This is a genomic window from Paracoccus liaowanqingii (assembly GCF_004683865.2).
Taxonomy (GTDB): Bacteria; Pseudomonadota; Alphaproteobacteria; order Rhodobacterales; family Rhodobacteraceae; genus Paracoccus; species Paracoccus liaowanqingii.
Map to the genome: position 1 here is coordinate 1,996,562 of NZ_CP038439.1, position 19,293 is coordinate 2,015,854.

Here is a 19,293-nt window from a genome sequence, read left to right on the forward strand (position 1 = left end):
GCCGAATGCCTTGCATGACGTCAGTCAATTTACGTTGCGTTAAGACCTGTGTGCTACCTCCTGTGGGACGCAGGACGCTTTTTTGCGAACCAGAAAGGAATTCCGATGATCCCAGGACCCTCCGATCCCTGTTGGCAACGTGCCATCTGTACCGAGAAGGATCTGTCCGCCGCTTCGCTTGCGACGAAGATCCTCGTGTCGCGGTTGCGGCAGGAAACAAGGTCGAACCCGGCCACGGTGAACGAGAAGATCGCGGAATTGCGCAAGTACTTCGAGAAATACACGTTTGCCGCCAAAGACATCGCCTTGTTCTGAAGGGGAAGGAAAAAAGATGAAAAATGCAATGATGACGATCGCCGAAGTCTCCGACAGGATCAACGACGGGGCAGTTCTGGTCCTTGCCGGGTCCGAACAGGCCCTGTCCTCCCTGCCCAAGGGGAAATGGATCGGGGGAACATCGGTCTATTTCGTGACCGATACCGGCGGCCGCGTCGACCGGGACAACGTGCACGTGACCGAAATCATGGAAGCGACCGATGCCCGGACGGCCGTCTATCAGGGAGAGGACTTGGCGAACCTGACCACGAACAGGTTCGAGGGCGGCGTGTCGATGATCCTCATTCCGGCCTTCTCGGCCGCGCATGCCGAGTTTGCCATCCATGGGGCATCATATCCGGGGCTGTTCGACCAGCCGCTGATGGGCTGGATCACAGGCGTGCATCTGGACGACCTCGGTCGCGCGACGCCCAAGATCTTCGATGGCGCCACGGGAATGATGCACGAGGAAGGCGCCGCCCTTCTTCACGTTGCACTTGCCGACGGAGGGCAAGCCGAACTGGACATTCTCAACCTGTTCATTCCCGACAGCGCGGCCGACAGTATCGTGTTCACCGACACCGGATTTGCCGCCTCACGGGCAATCGTCAACGGTGAGGAAACCGATTTTCCCGCCTATGTGAAGAAATTTGATCTGGACACCCGTTTGCCGTTGGTGGCCGACTACGCGGGTGCGATGGTCAATGTCTCCTTCCAGGCAGTGAATGATAATGACGTCCAGTTCTACGCACCGGTGATCGCCGGAGTGACCTATCGCCTTGCAAAATCACCCGGCGCCTATGCCGATGCATTTGCAAGCCATACCACTGACGAAGGTGCCACTTCGCTTTCGTGCAATTGCATCCTGAATTATCTCTACGGTGAACTTGAGGGCAATACGACAGGCAGCTTCACCGGCCCAGCCACATTTGGTGAGGTAGCGTATGTTTTGCTCAATCAGACTTTGGTCAAATTGGACATCCGCTCAGAACGGGAATGCGCAGCGGCGTGATTTCTAGTATGACAATGTGAACTTAACTGTCCGTGAGACTCGGTATTTGGTCCAGTGAACCAGCAACTGTATCCCTTATGCGATCGAAGGCGTCCATTTCTGACGACTTTTACATAGGGCGTTGGTAAGGTTGACCAGTTTCCGGGCGGCCGCCGACGTTCAGTCCCGTCGGGCTGCCGGTCGCCAGGAAGCGGTCGATCAGCGCGTGGATCAGCTCGATCGGCGCGCCCGATCCGCCGAAACCGCCGATCATCACCGTGGCGCCGTCGCCGATCCCGGCGGTCGCGTCAGCCATAACGTGATATGCGTTTGTCCATGAAGGCTCCTCCGTATGAAGACGGATCAGACCTCACCGACCCCCTGCGCCCTGGGATATGTTCGCGTCTTGAGCCTTGTTCACATGCCGGGTATTCGTGGTCGCATGGCGAGCAGGACGGATATCATCGGTTCGCTCGGTAAGGGATTGTGCTGCGATAGACCGGACCGATTGCCGGTTCTCTTGCACTCGGCCTTGCAGGCGCGGTCGAGATCGGTCCCGGTTGCGCCCTGAAGCCTTATGGTCCGGCTGCCAAGCGGCGGGGCAGACCCGGGTGACCGCGGCGGCTGGCATCAGGCCTGTCAAACCGTGGGCAAATCTCAAAGCAGGACCGACGGCATGTCGGCGGACCGGTCCGCGTCAGAGGTCCGCGTAGAGCTGCCATTCGATGTCGGTGACATGATCCGCCACCCGCGCGCATTCGTGCCGCTTGATCGCGGCCAGCGCGATCTGCAGGTCCGGCCCCAGGATGCGGCGCATCCGGTCCGAGGCGGCAAAGGCCGCGATCGCCTCGGCCCAGCTCTGCGGCAGGGACGGCGCGCCCTCCGCCGAGGCTTCGGGACCCGGATCCGCCCGCGTCTCGAGCCCGTCCAAGGCGGTGCCCAGAATCACGGCGGCGACCAGATAGGGGTTGGCGTCCACGCCCGCCACGCGATGTTCGAAATGGCGCGATGCCGGGCTGCCGCCCGGGATGCGCAGGGCCACGTTGCGGTCGTCATAGCCCCAGCTGTTCGCGGCGGGCGAATAGATCGCACCCTCCAGCCTGCGCCATGAATTCAGCGTCGGGCCCAGTACAAGCATCGTCTCGGCCATGGCACCGCGCACACCGCCAATTGCCTGCAACATCAGATCCGAGGTCACGCCGTCCTTATCTGCGAACAGGTTGGTTCCCTGACAAGGATCAGTCAGAGAGAGATGCAGATGCATCCCCGACCCCGAACGCCCGGCAAAGGGCTTGGGCATGAAGCAGGCCCGCATGCCGAAGCGCCGCGCGGTGCTGCGCAGGATCTGCTTGGCCAGCACGATGTCATCAGCGGCCCGCGCCAGGTCGCGATAGCGCAGCGTCAGCTCGAACTGGCCCTGCGCATATTCCGAGATCAGCGTCTCGAGCGGCAGATCGAAGCTGGCCGCCGCCGCATAGACGGCATCGAAGAAGGGCGACATCTCGTCCAGCTCGTCGACCGACATGCAGTTCGTCGACGACATGCGCCGCCCGCCCATCGGCGCGCGGGCGGGGCCGCCTGCGGCATCCAGCAGGTAGAATTCCAGCTCCAGCGCGCCCATCGGCTGGAACCCCATGCCGCGGGCGCGGGCGATCTGGGCCATCATCGCGCCGCGCGGATCATGGGGCACGGGCGCGCCGTCCGGCCCGAACATCTGCAGCAGCACCAGGCCGCGCCCGTTGGGCTGGCGCCCGAGCGTGCCCGCCACCGGCCAGCACAGGCTGTCGCCGCCGCCGTCATCCTGCGTCGCGATGGCGCCCGCGACATCATTGCCCTCGATATCCTGTGCAAACAGCGATGCGGGCATGCCGCGTCCCTCGCGGAACAGGCCCGCCAGCTCGTGGCGGCGGATCATCTTGCCGCGCCCGATGCCGTGCAGGTCGGCCAGCGAGATGTCGATGGCCTCCACGCGCGGATGGGCGTCGAGGAAGGACTGCGCCTCGTCGGTCGGCGATCCGGTGGGCGACAGGGTCACGATGGCCGCCCCAGCTGCGCCTGCGTCAGGTCCAGCACGCGCCAGGCCTTCTCGACCAGCTCGTCGGCCTCGGCATGGGTCAGGACCAGCGGTGGCGAGACCACCATCCGGTCGCCCACGGCGCGCATGATCAGCCCGTTCGCGAAGGCATGCTCGCGGCACATCATGCCGACGCCCAGATCGTCGTCGAAGGCCCGCCGCGCGCCCTTGTCCGCGCACAGCTGGATGGCGCCGATCAGGCCGGTCATCACCGCCTCGCCCACCAGTGGGTGATCGGCCAGAGCGCGCCACTTGCCCTGCAGATAGGGGCCGATGTCATCGGCCACGCGGTCGACGATGCCTTCCGAGCGCAGGATGCCCAGATTGGCGATGGCGGCTGCACAGGCCGCCGGATGGCCGGAATAGGTGTAGCCATGGGCGAACTCGCCGCCCTTGGCGCTCAGCACCTCGGCCACGCGGTCGGACACGCCCACCGCCCCCATCGGGATGTAGCCCGAGGTCAGCCCCTTGGCCATCGTCATGAAATCGGGCGTGGTGCCGTAGGTCTGGCAGCCGAACCACGATCCCGTGCGCCCGAAGCCGCAGATCACCTCGTCCGAGATCAGCATCACCCCGCGCTCGGTCAGCCCCGCCGACAGCGCGGGCCAGTAGGTGTCCGGCGGGATGATGACCCCGCCCGCGCCCATGATGGGTTCCGCGATGAAGCCCGCCACGCGATGCGCGCCGATCCCGTCGATCAGCGCCAGCGTGTCGCGGGCGACCTTCAGGCCGAACTCCTCGGGCGACAGGTCGCCGCCCTCGGCCCACCAGGCGGGGCGCGGCGCGTGCAGGATGTTGCCCACCGGCAGTCCGGGCTGGGCATGCATGAAGCCGAACCCCCCCACGGCGGAGGCCGCCACGGTGGAGCCGTGATAGGCGCCCTGCCGCGAGACGATGATGGTGCGGTCGGGCTGGCCCATCACCGCCCAGTAATGCGCGATCATCCGGAAGATCGTGTCATTCGCGTCCGAGCCGGACCCGGTGAAGAAGAACCGGTTGATATGGTCGGGCGTGACCTGCGACAGCAGGTGGCCCAGCTCGATCACCGGCGGGTGGCTGGTCTGGAAGAAGGTGTTGTAGAAGGGCAACTGCCGCAGCTGGCGGGCGACGGCATCCGCGATCTCGGGGCGGCCATAGCCGATTGCCACGCACCACAGGCCCGCCATCCTGTCCAGGATGCGGTTGCCGTCGCTGTCGGTCAGGTGAACCCCGTCCGCATGGGTGATGATGCGCGCGCCCTTGGCGTTCAGTCCGGCCGCATCGGTGAAGGGATGCAGGTGATGCGCCGCGTCCATGGCGCGCAGGCTTTCGGTCGAATTGAGCAGCGTCGTCATGTCAGGTCTCCTTGGGTGGCAATGGCGGCCAGCGTGCTGCCGCCGTCGATGGGCAGGGCCGCGCCGGTGATGAACTGGGCCGCGTCCGACAGCAGGAACGCCACCGCAGAGGCGATGTCCCGGGCCCGGGCGACGCGGCCCAGAGGGATGGTCGTACCGAACCGGGCCAGCGTGGCGCCGCGGGCGGCGCCGGTCTGGCCTGCCGCCAGCATGGGCGTGTCGGTGTCGCCGGGGCAGACGGCGTTGACGCGGATGCCCTCGCGCGCATGGTCCAGCGCCATGCAGCGGGTCAGCTGCACCACGCCCGCCTTGGCGACGCCGTAGGCCACCGCGCCGGGCGCCGCGATCAGCCCCCAGTCCGAGGCGATGTTGACGATCGCCCCACCGCCCTCGCGGCCCACCGGGTCCAGCACCGCGCGCGACATGCGGAACGTCGCGCCCAGGTTCAGGTCGATCACCCGCGCCCAATCGGCGTCCGAGGTCTGATCGGCACGTCCCCGCCCCAGCACCCCCGCCGCATTGACCAGCCCGGTCACCGGGCCCATCGCCTGCGCAGCCGCGACGATCCGGTCAGGGGACAGGGGGTCCGACAGATCGGCGGACAGGAACCGCGCACCGGCCGCCACGGTCTTGGGCGCCGTGCGCGCGACCAGCAGCGGCGGCCCCGGCAGCAGCGCCGCGAGGGCCGCGCCGATGCCCGAGCTTGCCCCGGTGATGATGGTGACGCTCATGGCGCGGCCTCGAACGCGCCATGCTCCAGCAGGAGCGCGGCACCCGCGGCGATGTCGCGGCGCATGGCCGCGCCCGCCGCGACGCCGTCGCCGCGCGACAGGGCGGCGGCCACCTCCTCGTGGTAATCCAGCTCCAGGATGCCCGAGAGCGCGCCCTCGAACTTGCCCGCGAACTGGCGCAGGAAGGGGCCGACCTGCAGCCACAGCGTCTCGATCAGGAAGATCAGCGCGTCCGAGCCCGAGGCGCGATAGACCAGGAACTTGAACTCGTAGTTCTGTTCCAGATAGCTGTCGATGTCCTGATCCAGCGCGGCCTGCGTCAGCGCCGCCCCCGCCTGCCGGATGGCGCGCAGATGCGCCTCGGACGCGGCCCCGGCGGCCAGCTCTGCCGCCCGCCCCTCGCAGGTCACGCGCGCGGCCATCAGGTCGGCGAACCGCGCCCGGTCCATGCGCGGCAGGATCATCGAGCCGTTGGGCAGCGCCTCGAGCGCGCGCAGCGATTGCAGCCGGGCCAAGGCCGCCCGCACCGGCATGTCGGAACAGCCCAGCTCGGCCGCGACCTTGCGCGAGGTCAGCTTGCGCCCCGGCGGGATGCGGCCCGCCATCAGCGCTCGGGTCAGCTGGCGATAGACCTGCTCGTGCACCGGCACCGTCTCCAGCGCATCCAGACCGAGGGACATGGGCCGCGCGCTCATGCGGCGCTCTGCCCGACCACCGGGGCCGGCAGAGCGGCAGCACCAAGACCTGCCGCCCGCCCCGCCGTTCCGCCGACCCTGTGATTTCGCTGCATCGATCTTTCCTTATCCGTCGTCCCAGATCTCCCATTTTTTGCGATCGCAATCAAGATTGATCTTTTATTCTTCTAATAATAGGGCTTGATTTGTGCCCTTGATGGCTGCAATTCTGCGATCACGTCAGACAGGGCTCGCCGATGCAGGGCACCAAGATCGCCATTCTGGGACTGGGGCTGATCGGCGCCGCATGGGCTGCGCTGTTCGTCCATCACGGCGCCCAGGTCGCGGCCTGGGACCCCGATGCCGCCGCCCGCGACGGTCTGGCGGACCGCATGGCCACCCCCCTGCGGCAGCTGGCCCAGATCACCGGGCACCCCGCGCGCGGCAGGCTCGAGGTCACCGGGGATCTGCCCCGCGCGCTGGACGGTGCGGTGCTGATCCAGGAAAACGCCCCCGAGAAACCCGCGCTGAAACACGCTCTCTACGTGCAGGTCGAGGCGATCAGCGACGCGACCATCGCCTCGTCGGCTTCGGGCCTGTGCTGGACCGATCTGGCCCCGGGGCTGACGAATCCCGCGCAGCTGATCACCGCGCATCCGTTCAACCCGCCGCATCTGGTGCCGCTGGTCGAGACCTACGGCGCAAATCCCGCCCGCCTGGACCGGGCCGAGGCGATCTATCGCGCCGCCGGTCGCGTGCCGGTGCGGTTGCAGAGACCCGCCACCGGCCATATCGCCAACCGCCTGGCCTCGGCGCTGTGGCGCGAGGCGGTGCATCTCGTGGCCGAGGGCATCGCCGACGTGGCCGCCGTCGATGCCGCGCTGGTTCACGGGCCGGGGCTGCGCTGGTCGGTGATGGGCGCGCATATGGCCTATCATCTGGGCGGCGGCCCCGGCGGGATGGCGGCCTATCTGGACCATCTCGGCCCCAGCCAGGAACGCCGATGGGCCGATCTGGGCGCGCCCTCGCTGACCCCGCAGGTCCGCGCCGCCCTGACCGCCGGCATCGCCGCCGAGGCCGATGGCCGCGACATCCTCACGCTGGAGGCCGCGCGCGACGCGGCCCTGATCGCCGTGCTGCACGCCCGCACCGCCACCGGACATCTGTAAAGGACCGCCATCATGGACGACCGCGCCAACATCTCGCTTGCCGACATGGACCGGGAGGCGCTGTTCCACCCCGTCTCCTCCATCCACGACCTGCAGACCAAGGGGCCGGTAATCTATACCGGCGCCCACGGCGTCGAGGTCACGCGCGAGGGTGGCCAGACGCTGATCGACATGGGTGCGGGGCTGTGGTGCGTGAACGTGGGCTATGGCCGCCCGGAACTGGTGGCCGCCGGCGCGCAGGCCATGCAGGACCTGAGCTTTCAGCATTTCTTCGGCGGCGCCTCGGCCGAGCCCACGATCCGGCTGGCCGACCGGCTGCTGGGCCTCTTCAACGAGACGGTGCCGGGCGCCGACATGGCGCGGGTGTTCTTCGGCTGCTCTGGCTCGGACGCCAATGACACCGCGCTGAAACTGGTGATCTATTACAACAATCTGCGCGGGCTTCCTGCCAAGAAAAAGGTGATTTCGCGCAAGGGGGCTTACCACGGGCTGACCTATGCCGCGACCAGCCTAACGGGGATCGAGGGCTATCACACCGCGTTCGATCTGCCGATGCCGGGCGTGCTGCACACCAGCTGCCCGCACCATTACGCCTTCGCCCATGACGGCGAATCCGAGGCCGCCTTCACCGACCGCCTGATCGCGGAAATGGAAGCGATGATCGAACGCGAGGGGGCCGACACCGTCGCCGCCTTCATCGCCGAACCGGTGATGGGCACGGGTGGGGTCTTCCTGCCGCCGGCGGGCTATTTCGACCGGGTGCAGCAGGTGCTGGACCGCCACGACATCCTGCTGATCGCCGACGAGGTCATCACCGGCTTCGGCCGCACCGGCAACTGGTTCGGCAGCCAGACCTATGGCCTGCGCCCCGACATCGTGTCGCTGGCCAAGGGGCTGACCTCGGCCTATTTCCCGATGTCGGCATCCATCGTGTCGCGCCGCATTTGGGAGGTGCTGGCGGGCGCGTCCGAAAGGATGGGCGCGCTGATGCACGGCTTCACCTATTCCGGCCATCCGGTCGGCGCGGCCATCGCCATGGCGAACCTGGACCTGATGGAGGCCGAGGACATGCCCGCAAATGCCGCCCGCCTCGGCCCGGTGCTGCTGGAGGCGCTGCGGTCCAAGGTCGGCGATCACCCGCTGGTGGGCGACATCCGCGGCGTGGGCCTGATGGCGGCGGTCGAGTTCGTGGCCGACCGCGCCACCCGCGCCCGCCTGCCCGCCGGGGCCCACAAGCTGGTGGCGGGTCATGCGATGGCCGAGGGCGTGCTGACCCGCGCCCTGCCCTTCCTGCCCGTCACCTCGATGTCGCCGCCCTTGTCCATCACCGAAGGCCAGATCGACGAGGCCACCACCCGCTATGCCCGCGCGCTGGAGGCCGCGACGCCCGAGATGCGGGCGCTGTGAGGATCGGCATCCTGCACGGCGCGGCCCCCGATCAGGCGCGCTCCGACAACAGGATCGCCGATCTCTTCCATCACGACAGGAGCCATGATGCGCATCACCTCTCTGGGGGCCAAGGCCGATCTGCCGCAGCCCCGGCTTGAGTTCGCCCTGTCGATCCGCGCCGATCTGGGGCCTGCGGTCGAATTCACCACCGCGCATGGGCTGACCCGCGCGATGTTCCCCATCACCGGCGGGCAGATCGCGGGGCCGGACTGGCGGGCGACCATCCTGCCCGGCGGCGCCGATTTCGCGACCGGCCTACCCGATGGCAGCTATGCGATCGAGGCGCGCTATTTCGCGCAGACCCCGGACGGGATCACCCTGTCGGTGCTGAATGCGGGGCGGATGTGGGCGCAGCCCGACGGATCCTTCGACGGGCGCACGCGGGCCGAGATCCAGGCACCCGGGGGGCCGCTGGCCTGGCTGACCGACGCGGTGCTGTTCGGCACCGCCCATGCGGCGGCGGATGACGACGACCATGTCTGGATCGAACTGTGGCGGGCGGTGCTCTAGTCCGCCCGCCACAGCGATCAGGCATCGGCCTCGAAGGTGATGCGCCCGTCGCAGACAGTCAGGCGCGGGGTCATGGCCGCGATGGCCTCGGGCGCCATGTCATGGGGGTCCTGGGGCAAAAGCACCAGATCGGCCAGCATGCCGGGCCGGATCCGGCCCACCCGGTCTTCGGCAAAGCCCGCGCGGGCGCCGCGCCAGGTATAGCCCTCCAGCAGCTCGTCCAAGCTCACGCGCTGGTCCGGCATCGGTGGCCCCCAGGGCTTGCGCTGCAGCGCGGTGCCGATGGACAGCAGCGGCTCGACCGGCACGATGGGCCAGTCCGAGGCAAAGCAGTAGTCCACCCCCGTGTCCAGGATCCGCCGCCAAGCATAGGCCAGCGGCCAGCGATCTGGGCCGATGGCCGAGGCGGCGGGTTCGATCCCCTCGCCACGCACGCCCGGCGGATGCAGCGGCTGGATCGAGGCGATGACGCCCAAGGCCGCCAGGCGCGGCAGGTCCTGCTCGGTGATCAGTTCGATATGCTCGATCCGGTGGCGGCTGTCGCGTTCGCCATTTGCGTCGCGGGCGGCCTGATACCCGTCCAGCGTGATGCGCACCGCGCCGTCACCGATGGCATGGACGCTGATCTGCAGCCCGCGCCGGTCGGCCTCGATCGCCGCCTCTCGGAAGGCGCGGTCGGAAAACAGCGGCGTGCCCTTGTGGCCGGGGCGGTCGGCATAGTCATCGACAAAGACCGCCGTGCCGCTTTCGATCACCCCGTCGACGAAGATCTTGATCCGGCCGCAGGACAGCATCGGGTCGTCGAACTCGGCACTGATCGCACAGGCCTCGTCCAGCGCGGACAGGGGCTTGTCGGCGGTCAGGTGATAGGGCACCTCGACGCGGGCCAGCAGATCGCCCGCCTCGCGGATCTCGCGCAGCAGATCCAGCGTATAGCGGTTGCCGTCCATGTTGTGGATCGAGGTGATGCCGGCGGCGGCGCAATGGCGCAGACCGGCGCGGATCATCTCCATGTCCTCGGCACGTTCCTCGGGCGTGGGGGGGCTGGAGGGTTCGCGCCCCGACATGCCCAGCATCTCGCGCCCGCCGGTGGTGCGCAGGTCCAGGACCGGCCCGAAGGCGCCCTTTTCGTGCAGCGCGCCGCTGGCCTTTCCGTCATCGCCCATGACGACCTCGTTGCCGTCCTCCATCCGGGCGCCGTCCAGCAGGCCGGCCCGGCCCAGCGCCACGGTATTGGCCCATGCGGTATGGAAATCGAAGGCCATGACGATCACCGGCCGGTCGGCGATGATCTCGTCCAGCGCATGCCGGTCGGGCTTGGCATCGCCCCCCAGGATGTCATAGGGCGCGCCCTGACAGATCAGCAGCCCCTCGTCGGGCTTGTCCCTGGCATAGTCGCGGATGGCGGTCGACAACGCGTCCCGGCCCCGGACATCCGCCAGCTGCAGCAGCGTCAGCCCGGCGCCGCCGCTGAACAGGTGCAGATGCGATTCGACGAAGCCCGGCAGCAGCGCGCCGCCCTTTGCGTCGATGATGCGGGTGTCGGGACCGGCCAGCGCCATGATCTCGGCGTCATCGCCGACAGCGGCGATGCGGTCGCCCGCCACGGCCACGGCCTGCGCAGGGGGCGCGTCCGCATCCATCGTCAGCACCCGCGCATTGCGGATCACCAGGGTGGTCGTGTCCATGATCGGATCTTTCAACAGGATTGTTTCAGGGTGGGGGCGGCCAGGAAGCCGTCCTCGAAGATCTGCCGCGCCAGAGGCTTGATGCGGGCCTCCAGGACGGCCTGATGCTGGTCCAGCGTCGCCTCCGGGTCGCGGATCAGCTCGAGGAAGGCGGCGTTCCACACATCGAAGAACAGCCGCCCCAGCTGCGCCGGATCGGGATCGTCCCTACAGCGCAGCCGCAAGTCATAGGTGGCCATGAAGCCCACGACCGAACAGACCAGCTGGTCGTTGATGGCCGAGTATTCGCGCGACAGGTCCGTATCGGGATGCCGGATGACCGAGGCTTCGGCATAACGCCAGACGCGCTTGCCCGCGATCTCCAGCGTGCGGGCGGTGACCTGACCCAGCATGTCGGTCAGGATGGTGGCAAAGCCTGCATCCGTGCGCGGGTCCATGGCGGTGTCCGTCTCGCGGAACTTCCGCGAGCCTTCCGCGATCATCGCGATCAGGATGCCGTCCTTGGTGCCGAAGTAGTTGAACAGCGTCGGCGGAGAGACCTGCGTGGCCTCGGCCAGTTCGGCCATGGTCGTGGCGTCGATGCCGTTCTGGCCGAACAGCCGCGCGGCATGGCGCAGGATCTGCGCGCGGCGCTGCGCCTTCTTGCGGTCGCGCAGGCCCGGCAGGGGGGCCATGTCGGCTGCCTGTTGCACCGGCATCTCCATCACGAAACTTTTCTCTGTAAACTTTTTTATTGACTAAAATATTTGTGTCAATACCAATCTTCGGACAGATCGCGTCACTGCAAGGGCCCTGCCAGATGATCCAGCTGAAATCCGTCTCCAAGATCTATGGCGCGGGCGCCGGTGCGGTCACCGCCCTGTCGGATGTCAGCCTGACCGTCGCCGAGAACGAGTTCTTCACCCTTCTGGGCCCCTCGGGCTGCGGCAAGACCACGCTGCTGCGCCTGCTGGCGAGGTTCGAGGTGCCCAGCACGGGCGCCATCGTGCTGGACGGCGCCGACATCGCCGATCTGCCGCCCCACCGGCGGCCCATCAACACGGTGTTCCAGAACTATGCGCTGTTTCCGCACATGACGGTCGCGCAGAACATCGCCTTTGGGCTGCAATCGCTTGGCCGTCCCCGCGCCGCCGTCAAGGCCCGCGTGGCCGAGATGCTGGCGCTGGTCGCAATGGAGCATCTGGCCGACCGCAGGATCGCCGCCATGTCGGGGGGCCAGCAGCAGCGCGTGGCGCTGGCCCGCGCGCTGGCGCCCGCGCCGCGCATCCTGCTGCTGGACGAGCCCCTGTCAGCGCTGGACCTGAAGCTGCGCCGGCAGATGCAGATGGGACTCAAGCGCCTGCAGGCCGAGACGGGCATCACCTTCGTCTTCGTGACCCATGACCAGGAGGAGGCGCTGACCATGTCCGACCGCATCGCCGTCATGGGCGCGGGGCGGTTGCAGCAGGTCGCCACGCCCCGCGACCTGTACGACCGCCCGGCCAACCGCTTCGTCGCGGGCTTCATCGGCGAGGGGAACTTCCTGCCCGTCCATGTCCACGGCCATGACGGGGCGCAGGCGCGGGTGACAATCGCCGGCACCGATCTTGCCCTGCCGACGGATGCCCTACCCCCGGGCGAGCTGCACGCGATGATCCGCCCCGAGCGGATCTGCCTGTCGCCCTCGGCCCGGGGGTTGCCGCTGGCGGGGATCGTCGAGAACCTCGTCTATCTCGGCACCGACACGCATCTGCATCTGCGTCTGGAGGGCGGCGCGCAGATCACCGCGCGCATCGCCAACGGCGACCCGCATCTGCAGGGGCTGACGCCGGGCATGCCCGCCACGCTGAACGTCCCCCCCGACGCCCTGCGTCTGGTGCCCGCATGAGCGCCGGGCCCGCCACCGCCGAGGCCCGCCAGACCCGCCGGTCGGCCCGCGCCCGCTGGTGGCTGGCCACGCCCGCCCTGCTGACCATCGCGGCGCTGTCGCTGCTGCCCTTGTGCATCGTCATCCTCTATTCGGTGCTGGAGCGCGACAGCTATGGCGGCGTCCTCTGGGCGCTGTCGGGCGAGGCCTGGGTCGAGGTGTTCTTCCAGCGCGACATCTTCGACGGCACCCTCGCCCCGGCCGAGGCGCATCTGGCGATCCTGTGGCGATCGGTGCGGCTGGCCCTGATCACCACCGGGCTGACGCTGCTGATCGGCGTGCCCACCGCCTATTTCATCGGCACCCGGCCCGCGCAGACCCGCAACCTGTGGCTCTTCGCGATCACCGTGCCCTTCTGGACCTCGCTTCTGATCCGCATCATCGCCATCGGAGAGCTGATCCGCCGCGACGGACTGGTCAACGCGGCGCTGCTGCAGCTGGGGCTGATCGAGGAACCCCTGCAGATGCTGTTCACCGATTTCGCCATCGGGCTGGGGATGACCTATGTCTATCTGCCGCTGATGGTGCTGCCGGTCTATGCCGCCGTGCAGCGGCTGGACCCGCGCCTGCTGGAGGCGGCCTACGACCTCTACGCCTCGCGCGCGCGGACCTTCCGGCGGGTGATCCTGCCGCTGATCCGGCCCGGGGTGATCGCCGGATCGCTGCTGGTCTTTATCCCCGCGCTTGGCGATTACGTCACGCCGCGCGTGCTGGGCGGCGGGTCGAACCTGATGATCGGCAACCTGATCGAGCTGCAGTTCGGGCAGGGCCGCAACTGGCCCCTGGGTGCGGCGCTGGCCCTGACGCTGATGGTGCTGATCGGGCTGGCGCTGATCCCCTGCGCGCGGCTGCTGCGCGGCAAGGCGGCACCCCATGGCTAGGCGCTTCGATCCCCGGACCCTGCCCGGCTTCGGCGCCATCGCGGCGCTGGCCTTCGCGCTGCTCTATCTGCCGCTGATCGTGCTGGTCGCCTATTCCTTCAACGCGGGCGACCTGATCGGCCGGTGGGAGGGACTGTCGTGGCGCTGGTACGCGCAGGCGCTGGACAACGCCGCCATCCAGGACGCGGCGCTGCGCTCGCTGGTGCTGGCGCTGGTCGCGGCGGCGCTGTCGACCGCGCTGGCGGTGCTGGCGGCGCTGGCCACCACGCGGGCCGATCAGTTCCGCCCCCGCCACGCCATCGCCGCCGTCGTCAACCAGCCGCTGGTGGTGCCCGAGATCGTCATGGCGGTCGCGCTGCTGCTGCTCTTCTCGATGGTGCGGCAGGCCACCGGGCTGTCGGGCATGGGCTATCTGCTGGCCGCCCACGTGACCTTCTGCATCCCCTTCGCCTACCTGCCCGTCCGCGCCCGGCTGGAGGGGATGGATGCGAACCTCGAACGCGCTGCGGCCGATCTTTATGCCAGCCCGCTGTCGGTCTTTCGCCGCATCACCCTGCCGCTGCTGGCGCCGGGCATCCTGGCGGGCTTCATGCTGGCCTTCGTCATCTCGCTGGACAACGTGGTGATCTCGCAATTCATCAAGACGGCCGGGCAGGAGACGCTGCCCACCTACATGCTGGGCCAGCTGCGCCGCGGCATCTCGGCCGAGATCTATGCCGTGTCCACGATGCTGGTGGGCCTCAGCCTGCTGATCCTGACCCTGTCCTTTCTCGTGAACCGCAGGCGGCCCTGACCGCCCCATCCCGAAGGAGATCCGATGAACCGCATCCTCGCCGGCCTTGCCGCCCTGACCGCCACCCCGGCCCTGGCCGAGGGAGAACTGCACATCTTCAACTGGGGCAACTACACCCCGCCCGAGCTGATCGAGAAGTTCCAGGACACCTACGACGTCCTCGTGACCGTCACCGAATATGACAGCAACGACGCGGCCCTGGCCAAGATCCGCGCGGGCGGGCATGGCTTCGACATCGTGGTGCCGACCTCCAGCTTCCTGCCGATCTGGATCGCGCAGGATCTGCTGCTGCAGACCAACCCGGGCCAGATGGAGAATGCCGGCAACATCCTGCCCGAATGGGCCGATCCCGAATGGGACCCGGGCCGCGTCTATACAGCGCCCTGGCAATGGGGCACGACCGGCATCCTGGTCCATACCGGCAGCTATGCGGGCGATATCAACACCTCGGCCATCTTCCTCGACCCGCCCGAGGAACTGCGCGGCCGCATCAATGTCGTCCCCGAGATGCAGGACATCATGAACCTGGCTGTCATGTATTACGGCGGAGAGATCTGCAGCGCCGACATGGACATCCTGCGTCAGGTCCGCGACGGCATGCTGGCCGCCAAGCCCTTCTGGACCGGCATCGACTATCCCCCCTTCGAGACGCTGATCAACGAGGACATCCTGGCCTCGACCTTCTGGAACGGCGCCTCGGGGCGGATCCGCGCGGCGAACCCGGACTTCGCCTATGGCTATCCGCGCGAGGGCTTTCCGATCTGGATGGAGAACGTCGCGGTGCTGGCCGATGCCCGCAATCCCGACAACGCCAAGCTGTTCCAGAACTTCGTGATGGATCCCGAGAATGCGGCGATCATCTCGAACTACCTGCGCTATGCCAATGCGATCGCGGGGTCCGAGGACTTCATGGACCCCGACCTGATCGATGCCCCCGAACTGGTCATCCCCGAGGATCTGCAGGCCTCGGCCCAGACCGCGCGGCTGTGCGAGCCTGCGACGCAGGACATCTATACCCGCATCTGGACCGAAGTGCTGCGATAGGCCTCGCCGTCCCGCTGCCCGACGCCGCCCCCGACCGGGCGGCGTCTGCCGTTTCAGCGGGCAGATCGACACGAGGGTGCGCCACGCCAAAATCTTTTCTCTATTTTTCTATCCGACGCTGGGGCAGGATGCGGCCGCCGCGATGGGCCGTGACATCCGGCTGGCGCTGAACCCCTTCCTGGCGGGCGTGGCCACGCTGACCATGATCTATGGCGCCTTCGCCTGCGAGGTCTATCGCGCCGCCTATCTGGCCGTGCCCTCGGGCCAGACCGAGGCCGCGTAGGCGCTTGGCCTGCCACCGCGCATCGCCTTCCGCAAGGTGATCCTGCCGCAGATGATGCGGCTGGCCCTGCCGGGTCTGGGCAAGGTCTGGATGGTGCTGGTCAAGGCGACCTCGCTGATCTCGCTGATCCAGCTGCCGGAGCTGATGCGCAACGCCGACATCGCCGCGCGCCCCACCCGCCAGCCCTTCACCTTCTTCCTGCTGGCCTGTCTGGTCTATCTGGCCATCACGCTGGTCTCGATGGCCGTGCAGGCGCGGCTGGAACACCGCGCCGCGCGTGGCCTGGTCGGGGGGCCCCTCTGATGGGTTTCGTCCTCGAGGCCCTGCCGCGCTTTGCCGAGGCCGCCTGGATCAACCTGCAGTTGGCCGCGATCAGCTGCGTGCTCGGGTTCCTGATCGCGCTGCCGGTGGCGCTGGCGCGGCTGTCCGACAGCCTGATCCTGCGCGGCCTGTCCACGGCCTATGTGCTGTTCTTTCGCGGCACGCCGCTTCTGGCGCAGATCTTCCTGATCTATTACGGCGCGGGCCAGTTCCGCCCGACGCTGGACAGCCTCGGGCTGTGGGGCCTGTTCCGCGACCCGTGGTTCTGCGCCATCCTGACGCTGACGCTGAACACCGGCGCCTACACCTCCGAGATCCTGCGCGGCGCCATCACCGCCATCCCCAAGGGCGAGATCGAGGCCGCGCGCGCCCTGGGCTTCGGCCGCTGGCTGCGGCTGCGTCTGGTGGTGATGCCGCGCGCGATCCGCATCGCTTGGCCGGCCTACACGAACGAGGTGGTATATCAGATCCAGGCGACCTCGCTGGTCTCGGTCATCACCATCATGGACATCACCGGCGTCGCCCGCGCCATCGGCACCCGCGACTTCCGCTTCTACGAGGCCTTCGGCATGGCCGACTTGTTCTATCTGGTGCTGGTCTATGCCGTGCTGCTGATCGCCGGGCGGATCGAGCATCGGCTGAGCGCCCATACCCGCCGCACCCCCGGCCCCGCCCGGCCGATCCCCGACCTGACCCGCTGACCACAAGGACCCGCCCCATGCGCGACTTCCAGACCCCCGGCCGCTCGGCCGTCCGCACCACGCAGGCGATGGTGGCGACCTCTCATCCCCTGTCCACGCTGGCCGCGCTGGACGTGCTGCGCGAGGGCGGCACGGCGATGGACGCCGCCATCTGCGCGGCCGCCGTGCAGGCGGTGGTCGAGCCGCAATCGACCGGCATCGGCGGCGACTGCTTCGTGCTGCACTGCCCCGGCGGGGGCGACCGGGTGCTGGGGCTGAACGGTTCGGGCCGTGCGCCGGGCCGGGCCTCCATCAAGGCGCTGCGGGGCATGGGCCTGACCCAGATGCCGACCTTCGGCCCCCACTCCGTCACCACGCCGGGCGCGATCGACGCCTGGTTCCGCCTGTCGGCCGATTACGGGCGCCTGCCCATGGCGCGGCTGCTGGAACCCGCCATCGCCCATGCCGAGGACGGCTATGTCATCCATGACCGCGTGGCCTATGACTGGCAGATCGCCGCCCCCCGTCTGGCCGAGGATCCGGCCAGCGCCGCGATCTTCCTGCCCGGGAGCGCGGCCCCGCAGGTCGGCGACCGGTACCGCCAACCCGCCCTGGCCCAGACCCTGCGCACCATCGCGCAAGCCGGGCGCGCGGCGTTCTATGACGGCGATCTGGCGCGGGCGATGGTCGCGCATCTGCAATCCCTGGGCGGGATGCATGATCCGGCCGATTGGGCGGCAACCCGCAGTGATGCGGTCACGCCAATCTCGACCCTCTATCGCGGCTATCAGGTCCATCAGGTGCCGCCCAACAACCAGGGCCTGACCGCGCTGGTCATGCTGGACATCCTGTCGGGCTTCGACCTGGCGGCCCTGGACCCCGACGGCCCCGAGCGCATGCATCTGGAGATTGAGGCCGCACGCCTGGCCTATGCGGACCGCGACCGCCATCTGGGCGAGGATGCGGGCCTGGCCGCCCGCCCGCTGGCCCCGGGTCACGCGCCCGGCCTGCGGGCGGCCATCCATCCCGACCGCCGCATCCAGAGCCTGCCCGGACCGGAGTTGGCGACCAGCGACACCGTCTATGTCAGCGTCGTGGACCGCGACCGTAACGCGGTCAGCTCCATCAATTCGACCTATCATTCCTTCGGCGCGGGCATCACCTGCCCCCAGACGGGCATCATTTTCCAGAACCGGGGCGCCAGCTTCCGGCTGGATGCGGCCCATTCCAACGCGCTGGCCCCGCGCAAGCGGCCCCTGCACACGATCATGCCGGGCATGGTCACCAAGGACGGCCATGCCGTCATGCCCTACGGGGTGATGGGCGGCGATTACCAGCCGGCCCGGCATGTGCATCTGCTGGCCAACCTGCTGGATTACGGGATGGACTTGCAACAGGCCATCGACCACCCCCGCGCCTTCCATGACGGCCGGGTGGTCCAGGTCGAGCGCGGCGTGCCGGCCCGGACCATCGCCGGCCTGCAGGATCTGGGCCACGAGGTCGCCTGCGCGGCCGAGCCGCATGGCGGCGCGCAGGCCATCTGGATCGACCGTGAACGCGGCACCCTGACCGGCGCCTCGGACCCGCGCAAGGACGGGATCGCCCTGGGCTACTGAGCGGAGCCCGCGACCGCCATCGCGCGCAGGTCGCGCCGCGCCTCCATCAGGTCGACCACATTGGTCCGGGGGTCGGCGATATAGGCGGTGATGACCTGGGTCGCGCAGGCCTCGTCGCGGGCACAGACCGCCTCGACCAGGGCGCGATGTTCGGCACGCGCCGCCTGCCAGTTGTCCAGGGCCGTCAGGTCCATCCAGACATAGACCTGGCAGCGGTCCAGCAGGTCGTGGACGATCCGCGCCAGCATCCGGTTGTCGTCTGCCTCGGCGATGGTGCGATGCACCTTCATCCCCAGCTGGAACTCGCGCAGCTTGAAGCGCGGATCCTGATCGGCCAGACCGTCGCGTTCCGTGATGATGGCCCGCAGCGCCTGATGATGACTGTCGGATGCGTGACGGCAGGCCAGCAACACCGCCTGCACCTCCAGCGTGGCGCGCAGATCGAAGGCCTCGCGCGCGGTCCGGGCATCGAAGCACGCGATGGCATAGCCGCTTTTCGCGCGCCCCTCGACCAGCCCGTCGCGTTCCAGACGGTTCAGCGCCTCCCGGATCGGGGTGCGGCTGACGCCGAGACGCTCGGTCAACTCGGCTTCGGTCACGCGGGCGCCGGGGGGCAGCTGCCCGGTGATGATCAGCGACTTGACCGCGTCATAGGTGGAATGGCGAAGCCGGATGGGGCTGGTCGGGCGCATGGTCGCGATCCTGTCTGCTGGTACCCGATCCTAGCGCGGAATGCCTGCCAAGGGCAAACCGTCCCCACGCATCCGGCCGGTCCGGATCCCCTTGCGCGGTGATGGCCGCGAGGGGGATCGCTTGGCCACGCATGATCCCACC

General features: G+C 68.3%; 20 protein-coding genes and 1 pseudogene. 13 read left to right on the plus strand and 8 right to left on the minus strand.

Annotated features, from left to right (window positions below; translation table 11 throughout):
- Positions 1-105 precede the first annotated feature (105 nt).
- Together E4191_RS09660 and E4191_RS09665 are read left to right on the plus strand one after the other, a co-directional pair.
- Positions 106-315, plus strand: a complete 210-nt coding sequence (locus tag E4191_RS09660; RefSeq protein WP_135313234.1) for a hypothetical protein — start codon at positions 106-108, stop codon at positions 313-315.
- A gap of 16 nt (positions 316-331) precedes the next feature.
- Positions 332-1,327 carry a DUF6976 family protein gene (locus E4191_RS09665; protein WP_135313235.1) on the plus strand — a complete coding sequence of 332 codons (996 nt, stop codon included), beginning with the start codon at positions 332-334 and terminating at the stop codon, positions 1,325-1,327.
- A gap of 154 nt (positions 1,328-1,481) precedes the next feature.
- Here the strand turns inward: E4191_RS09665 and E4191_RS09670 are convergent.
- The 5 genes and pseudogenes from E4191_RS09670 to E4191_RS09690 all read right to left on the minus strand — a co-directional run.
- Positions 1,482-1,644: pseudogene (locus E4191_RS09670) on the minus strand (CoA-transferase); the annotation flags it as partial.
- A 359-nt stretch (positions 1,645-2,003) separates the two neighbouring features.
- Positions 2,004-3,341, minus strand: coding sequence for a glutamine synthetase family protein (locus E4191_RS09675; RefSeq protein WP_228461213.1), 1,338 nt, complete (start codon positions 3,339-3,341; stop codon positions 2,004-2,006).
- Positions 3,338-4,714, minus strand: a complete 1,377-nt coding sequence (locus E4191_RS09680) for an aspartate aminotransferase family protein (protein WP_135313236.1) — start codon at positions 4,712-4,714, stop codon at positions 3,338-3,340. Before E4191_RS09680 ends, E4191_RS09675 begins: the two co-directional genes overlap by 4 nt.
- A complete protein-coding gene (locus E4191_RS09685) occupies positions 4,711-5,445 on the minus strand; it encodes an SDR family NAD(P)-dependent oxidoreductase (protein WP_135313237.1) in 735 nt (244 codons plus the stop codon). Before E4191_RS09685 ends, E4191_RS09680 begins: the two co-directional genes overlap by 4 nt.
- Positions 5,442-6,140: a GntR family transcriptional regulator gene (locus E4191_RS09690; protein ID WP_228461215.1), complete on the minus strand. Its 699-nt coding sequence runs from the start codon at positions 6,138-6,140 to the stop codon at positions 5,442-5,444. The genes E4191_RS09685 and E4191_RS09690 overlap by 4 nt, the downstream gene beginning before the upstream one ends.
- A 236-nt stretch (positions 6,141-6,376) precedes the next feature.
- Here E4191_RS09690 and E4191_RS09695 point away from each other — a divergent pair, with 236 nt between their 5' ends.
- The 3 genes from E4191_RS09695 to E4191_RS09705 all read left to right on the plus strand — a co-directional run bounded on the left by E4191_RS09695 (position 6,377) and on the right by E4191_RS09705 (position 9,247).
- Positions 6,377-7,288, plus strand: coding sequence for a 3-hydroxyacyl-CoA dehydrogenase NAD-binding domain-containing protein (locus tag E4191_RS09695; RefSeq protein ID WP_135313238.1), 912 nt, complete (start codon positions 6,377-6,379; stop codon positions 7,286-7,288).
- A gap of 12 nt (positions 7,289-7,300) precedes the next feature.
- Positions 7,301-8,695 (plus strand): aminotransferase family protein, encoded by a 1,395-nt coding sequence (locus tag E4191_RS09700; RefSeq protein WP_228461217.1) that lies wholly within the window; start codon positions 7,301-7,303, stop codon positions 8,693-8,695.
- Between the two features lie 84 nt (positions 8,696-8,779).
- Positions 8,780-9,247, plus strand: coding sequence for a DUF3237 domain-containing protein (locus tag E4191_RS09705; RefSeq protein WP_135313239.1), 468 nt, complete (start codon positions 8,780-8,782; stop codon positions 9,245-9,247).
- Positions 9,248-9,264: 17 nt separating this feature from the next.
- On the opposite strand, the gene E4191_RS09710 is transcribed toward E4191_RS09705, so the two are convergent.
- Positions 9,265-10,935 (minus strand): amidohydrolase, encoded by a 1,671-nt coding sequence (locus E4191_RS09710; RefSeq protein WP_135313240.1) that lies wholly within the window; start codon positions 10,933-10,935, stop codon positions 9,265-9,267.
- An 11-nt stretch (positions 10,936-10,946) separates the two neighbouring features.
- Positions 10,947-11,627 carry a TetR/AcrR family transcriptional regulator gene (locus E4191_RS09715; protein WP_228461219.1) on the minus strand — a complete coding sequence of 227 codons (681 nt, stop codon included), beginning with the start codon at positions 11,625-11,627 and terminating at the stop codon, positions 10,947-10,949.
- A gap of 107 nt (positions 11,628-11,734) precedes the next feature.
- Here E4191_RS09715 and E4191_RS09720 point away from each other — a divergent pair, with 107 nt between their 5' ends.
- From E4191_RS09720 to E4191_RS09750, 8 genes are all read left to right on the plus strand, one after another.
- Positions 11,735-12,802, plus strand: a complete 1,068-nt coding sequence (locus E4191_RS09720; RefSeq protein WP_135313242.1) for an ABC transporter ATP-binding protein — start codon at positions 11,735-11,737, stop codon at positions 12,800-12,802.
- The gene (locus tag E4191_RS09725) at positions 12,799-13,722 is read left to right on the plus strand and encodes an ABC transporter permease (RefSeq protein ID WP_135313243.1); all 924 of its coding nucleotides are present in this window, start codon (positions 12,799-12,801) and stop codon (positions 13,720-13,722) included. Before E4191_RS09720 ends, E4191_RS09725 begins: the two co-directional genes overlap by 4 nt.
- Positions 13,715-14,515 (plus strand): ABC transporter permease, encoded by an 801-nt coding sequence (locus E4191_RS09730; RefSeq protein ID WP_135313244.1) that lies wholly within the window; start codon positions 13,715-13,717, stop codon positions 14,513-14,515. Before E4191_RS09725 ends, E4191_RS09730 begins: the two co-directional genes overlap by 8 nt.
- 24 nt (positions 14,516-14,539) lie before the next feature.
- Positions 14,540-15,559 carry an extracellular solute-binding protein gene (locus tag E4191_RS09735; protein ID WP_135313245.1) on the plus strand — a complete coding sequence of 340 codons (1,020 nt, stop codon included), beginning with the start codon at positions 14,540-14,542 and terminating at the stop codon, positions 15,557-15,559.
- 142 nt (positions 15,560-15,701) lie between these two features.
- Entirely contained in the window at positions 15,702-15,842 is a 141-nt protein-coding gene (locus E4191_RS24140; protein WP_228461221.1) for a hypothetical protein, read from the plus strand.
- A 9-nt stretch (positions 15,843-15,851) separates the two neighbouring features.
- The gene (locus E4191_RS24145; RefSeq protein WP_228461705.1) at positions 15,852-16,145 is read left to right on the plus strand and encodes an ABC transporter permease subunit; all 294 of its coding nucleotides are present in this window, start codon (positions 15,852-15,854) and stop codon (positions 16,143-16,145) included.
- The gene (locus tag E4191_RS09745; RefSeq protein ID WP_135313246.1) at positions 16,145-16,864 is read left to right on the plus strand and encodes an ABC transporter permease; all 720 of its coding nucleotides are present in this window, start codon (positions 16,145-16,147) and stop codon (positions 16,862-16,864) included. The genes E4191_RS24145 and E4191_RS09745 overlap by 1 nt, the downstream gene beginning before the upstream one ends.
- A 17-nt stretch (positions 16,865-16,881) precedes the next feature.
- Complete coding sequence (locus E4191_RS09750; protein WP_135313247.1) at positions 16,882-18,459, plus strand: gamma-glutamyltransferase family protein; 1,578 nt, start codon at positions 16,882-16,884, stop codon at positions 18,457-18,459.
- On the opposite strand, the gene E4191_RS09755 is transcribed toward E4191_RS09750, so the two are convergent.
- A complete protein-coding gene (locus E4191_RS09755) occupies positions 18,453-19,151 on the minus strand; it encodes a GntR family transcriptional regulator (protein WP_135313248.1) in 699 nt (232 codons plus the stop codon). The genes E4191_RS09750 and E4191_RS09755 overlap by 7 nt on opposite strands.
- Positions 19,152-19,293 lie beyond the last annotated feature (142 nt).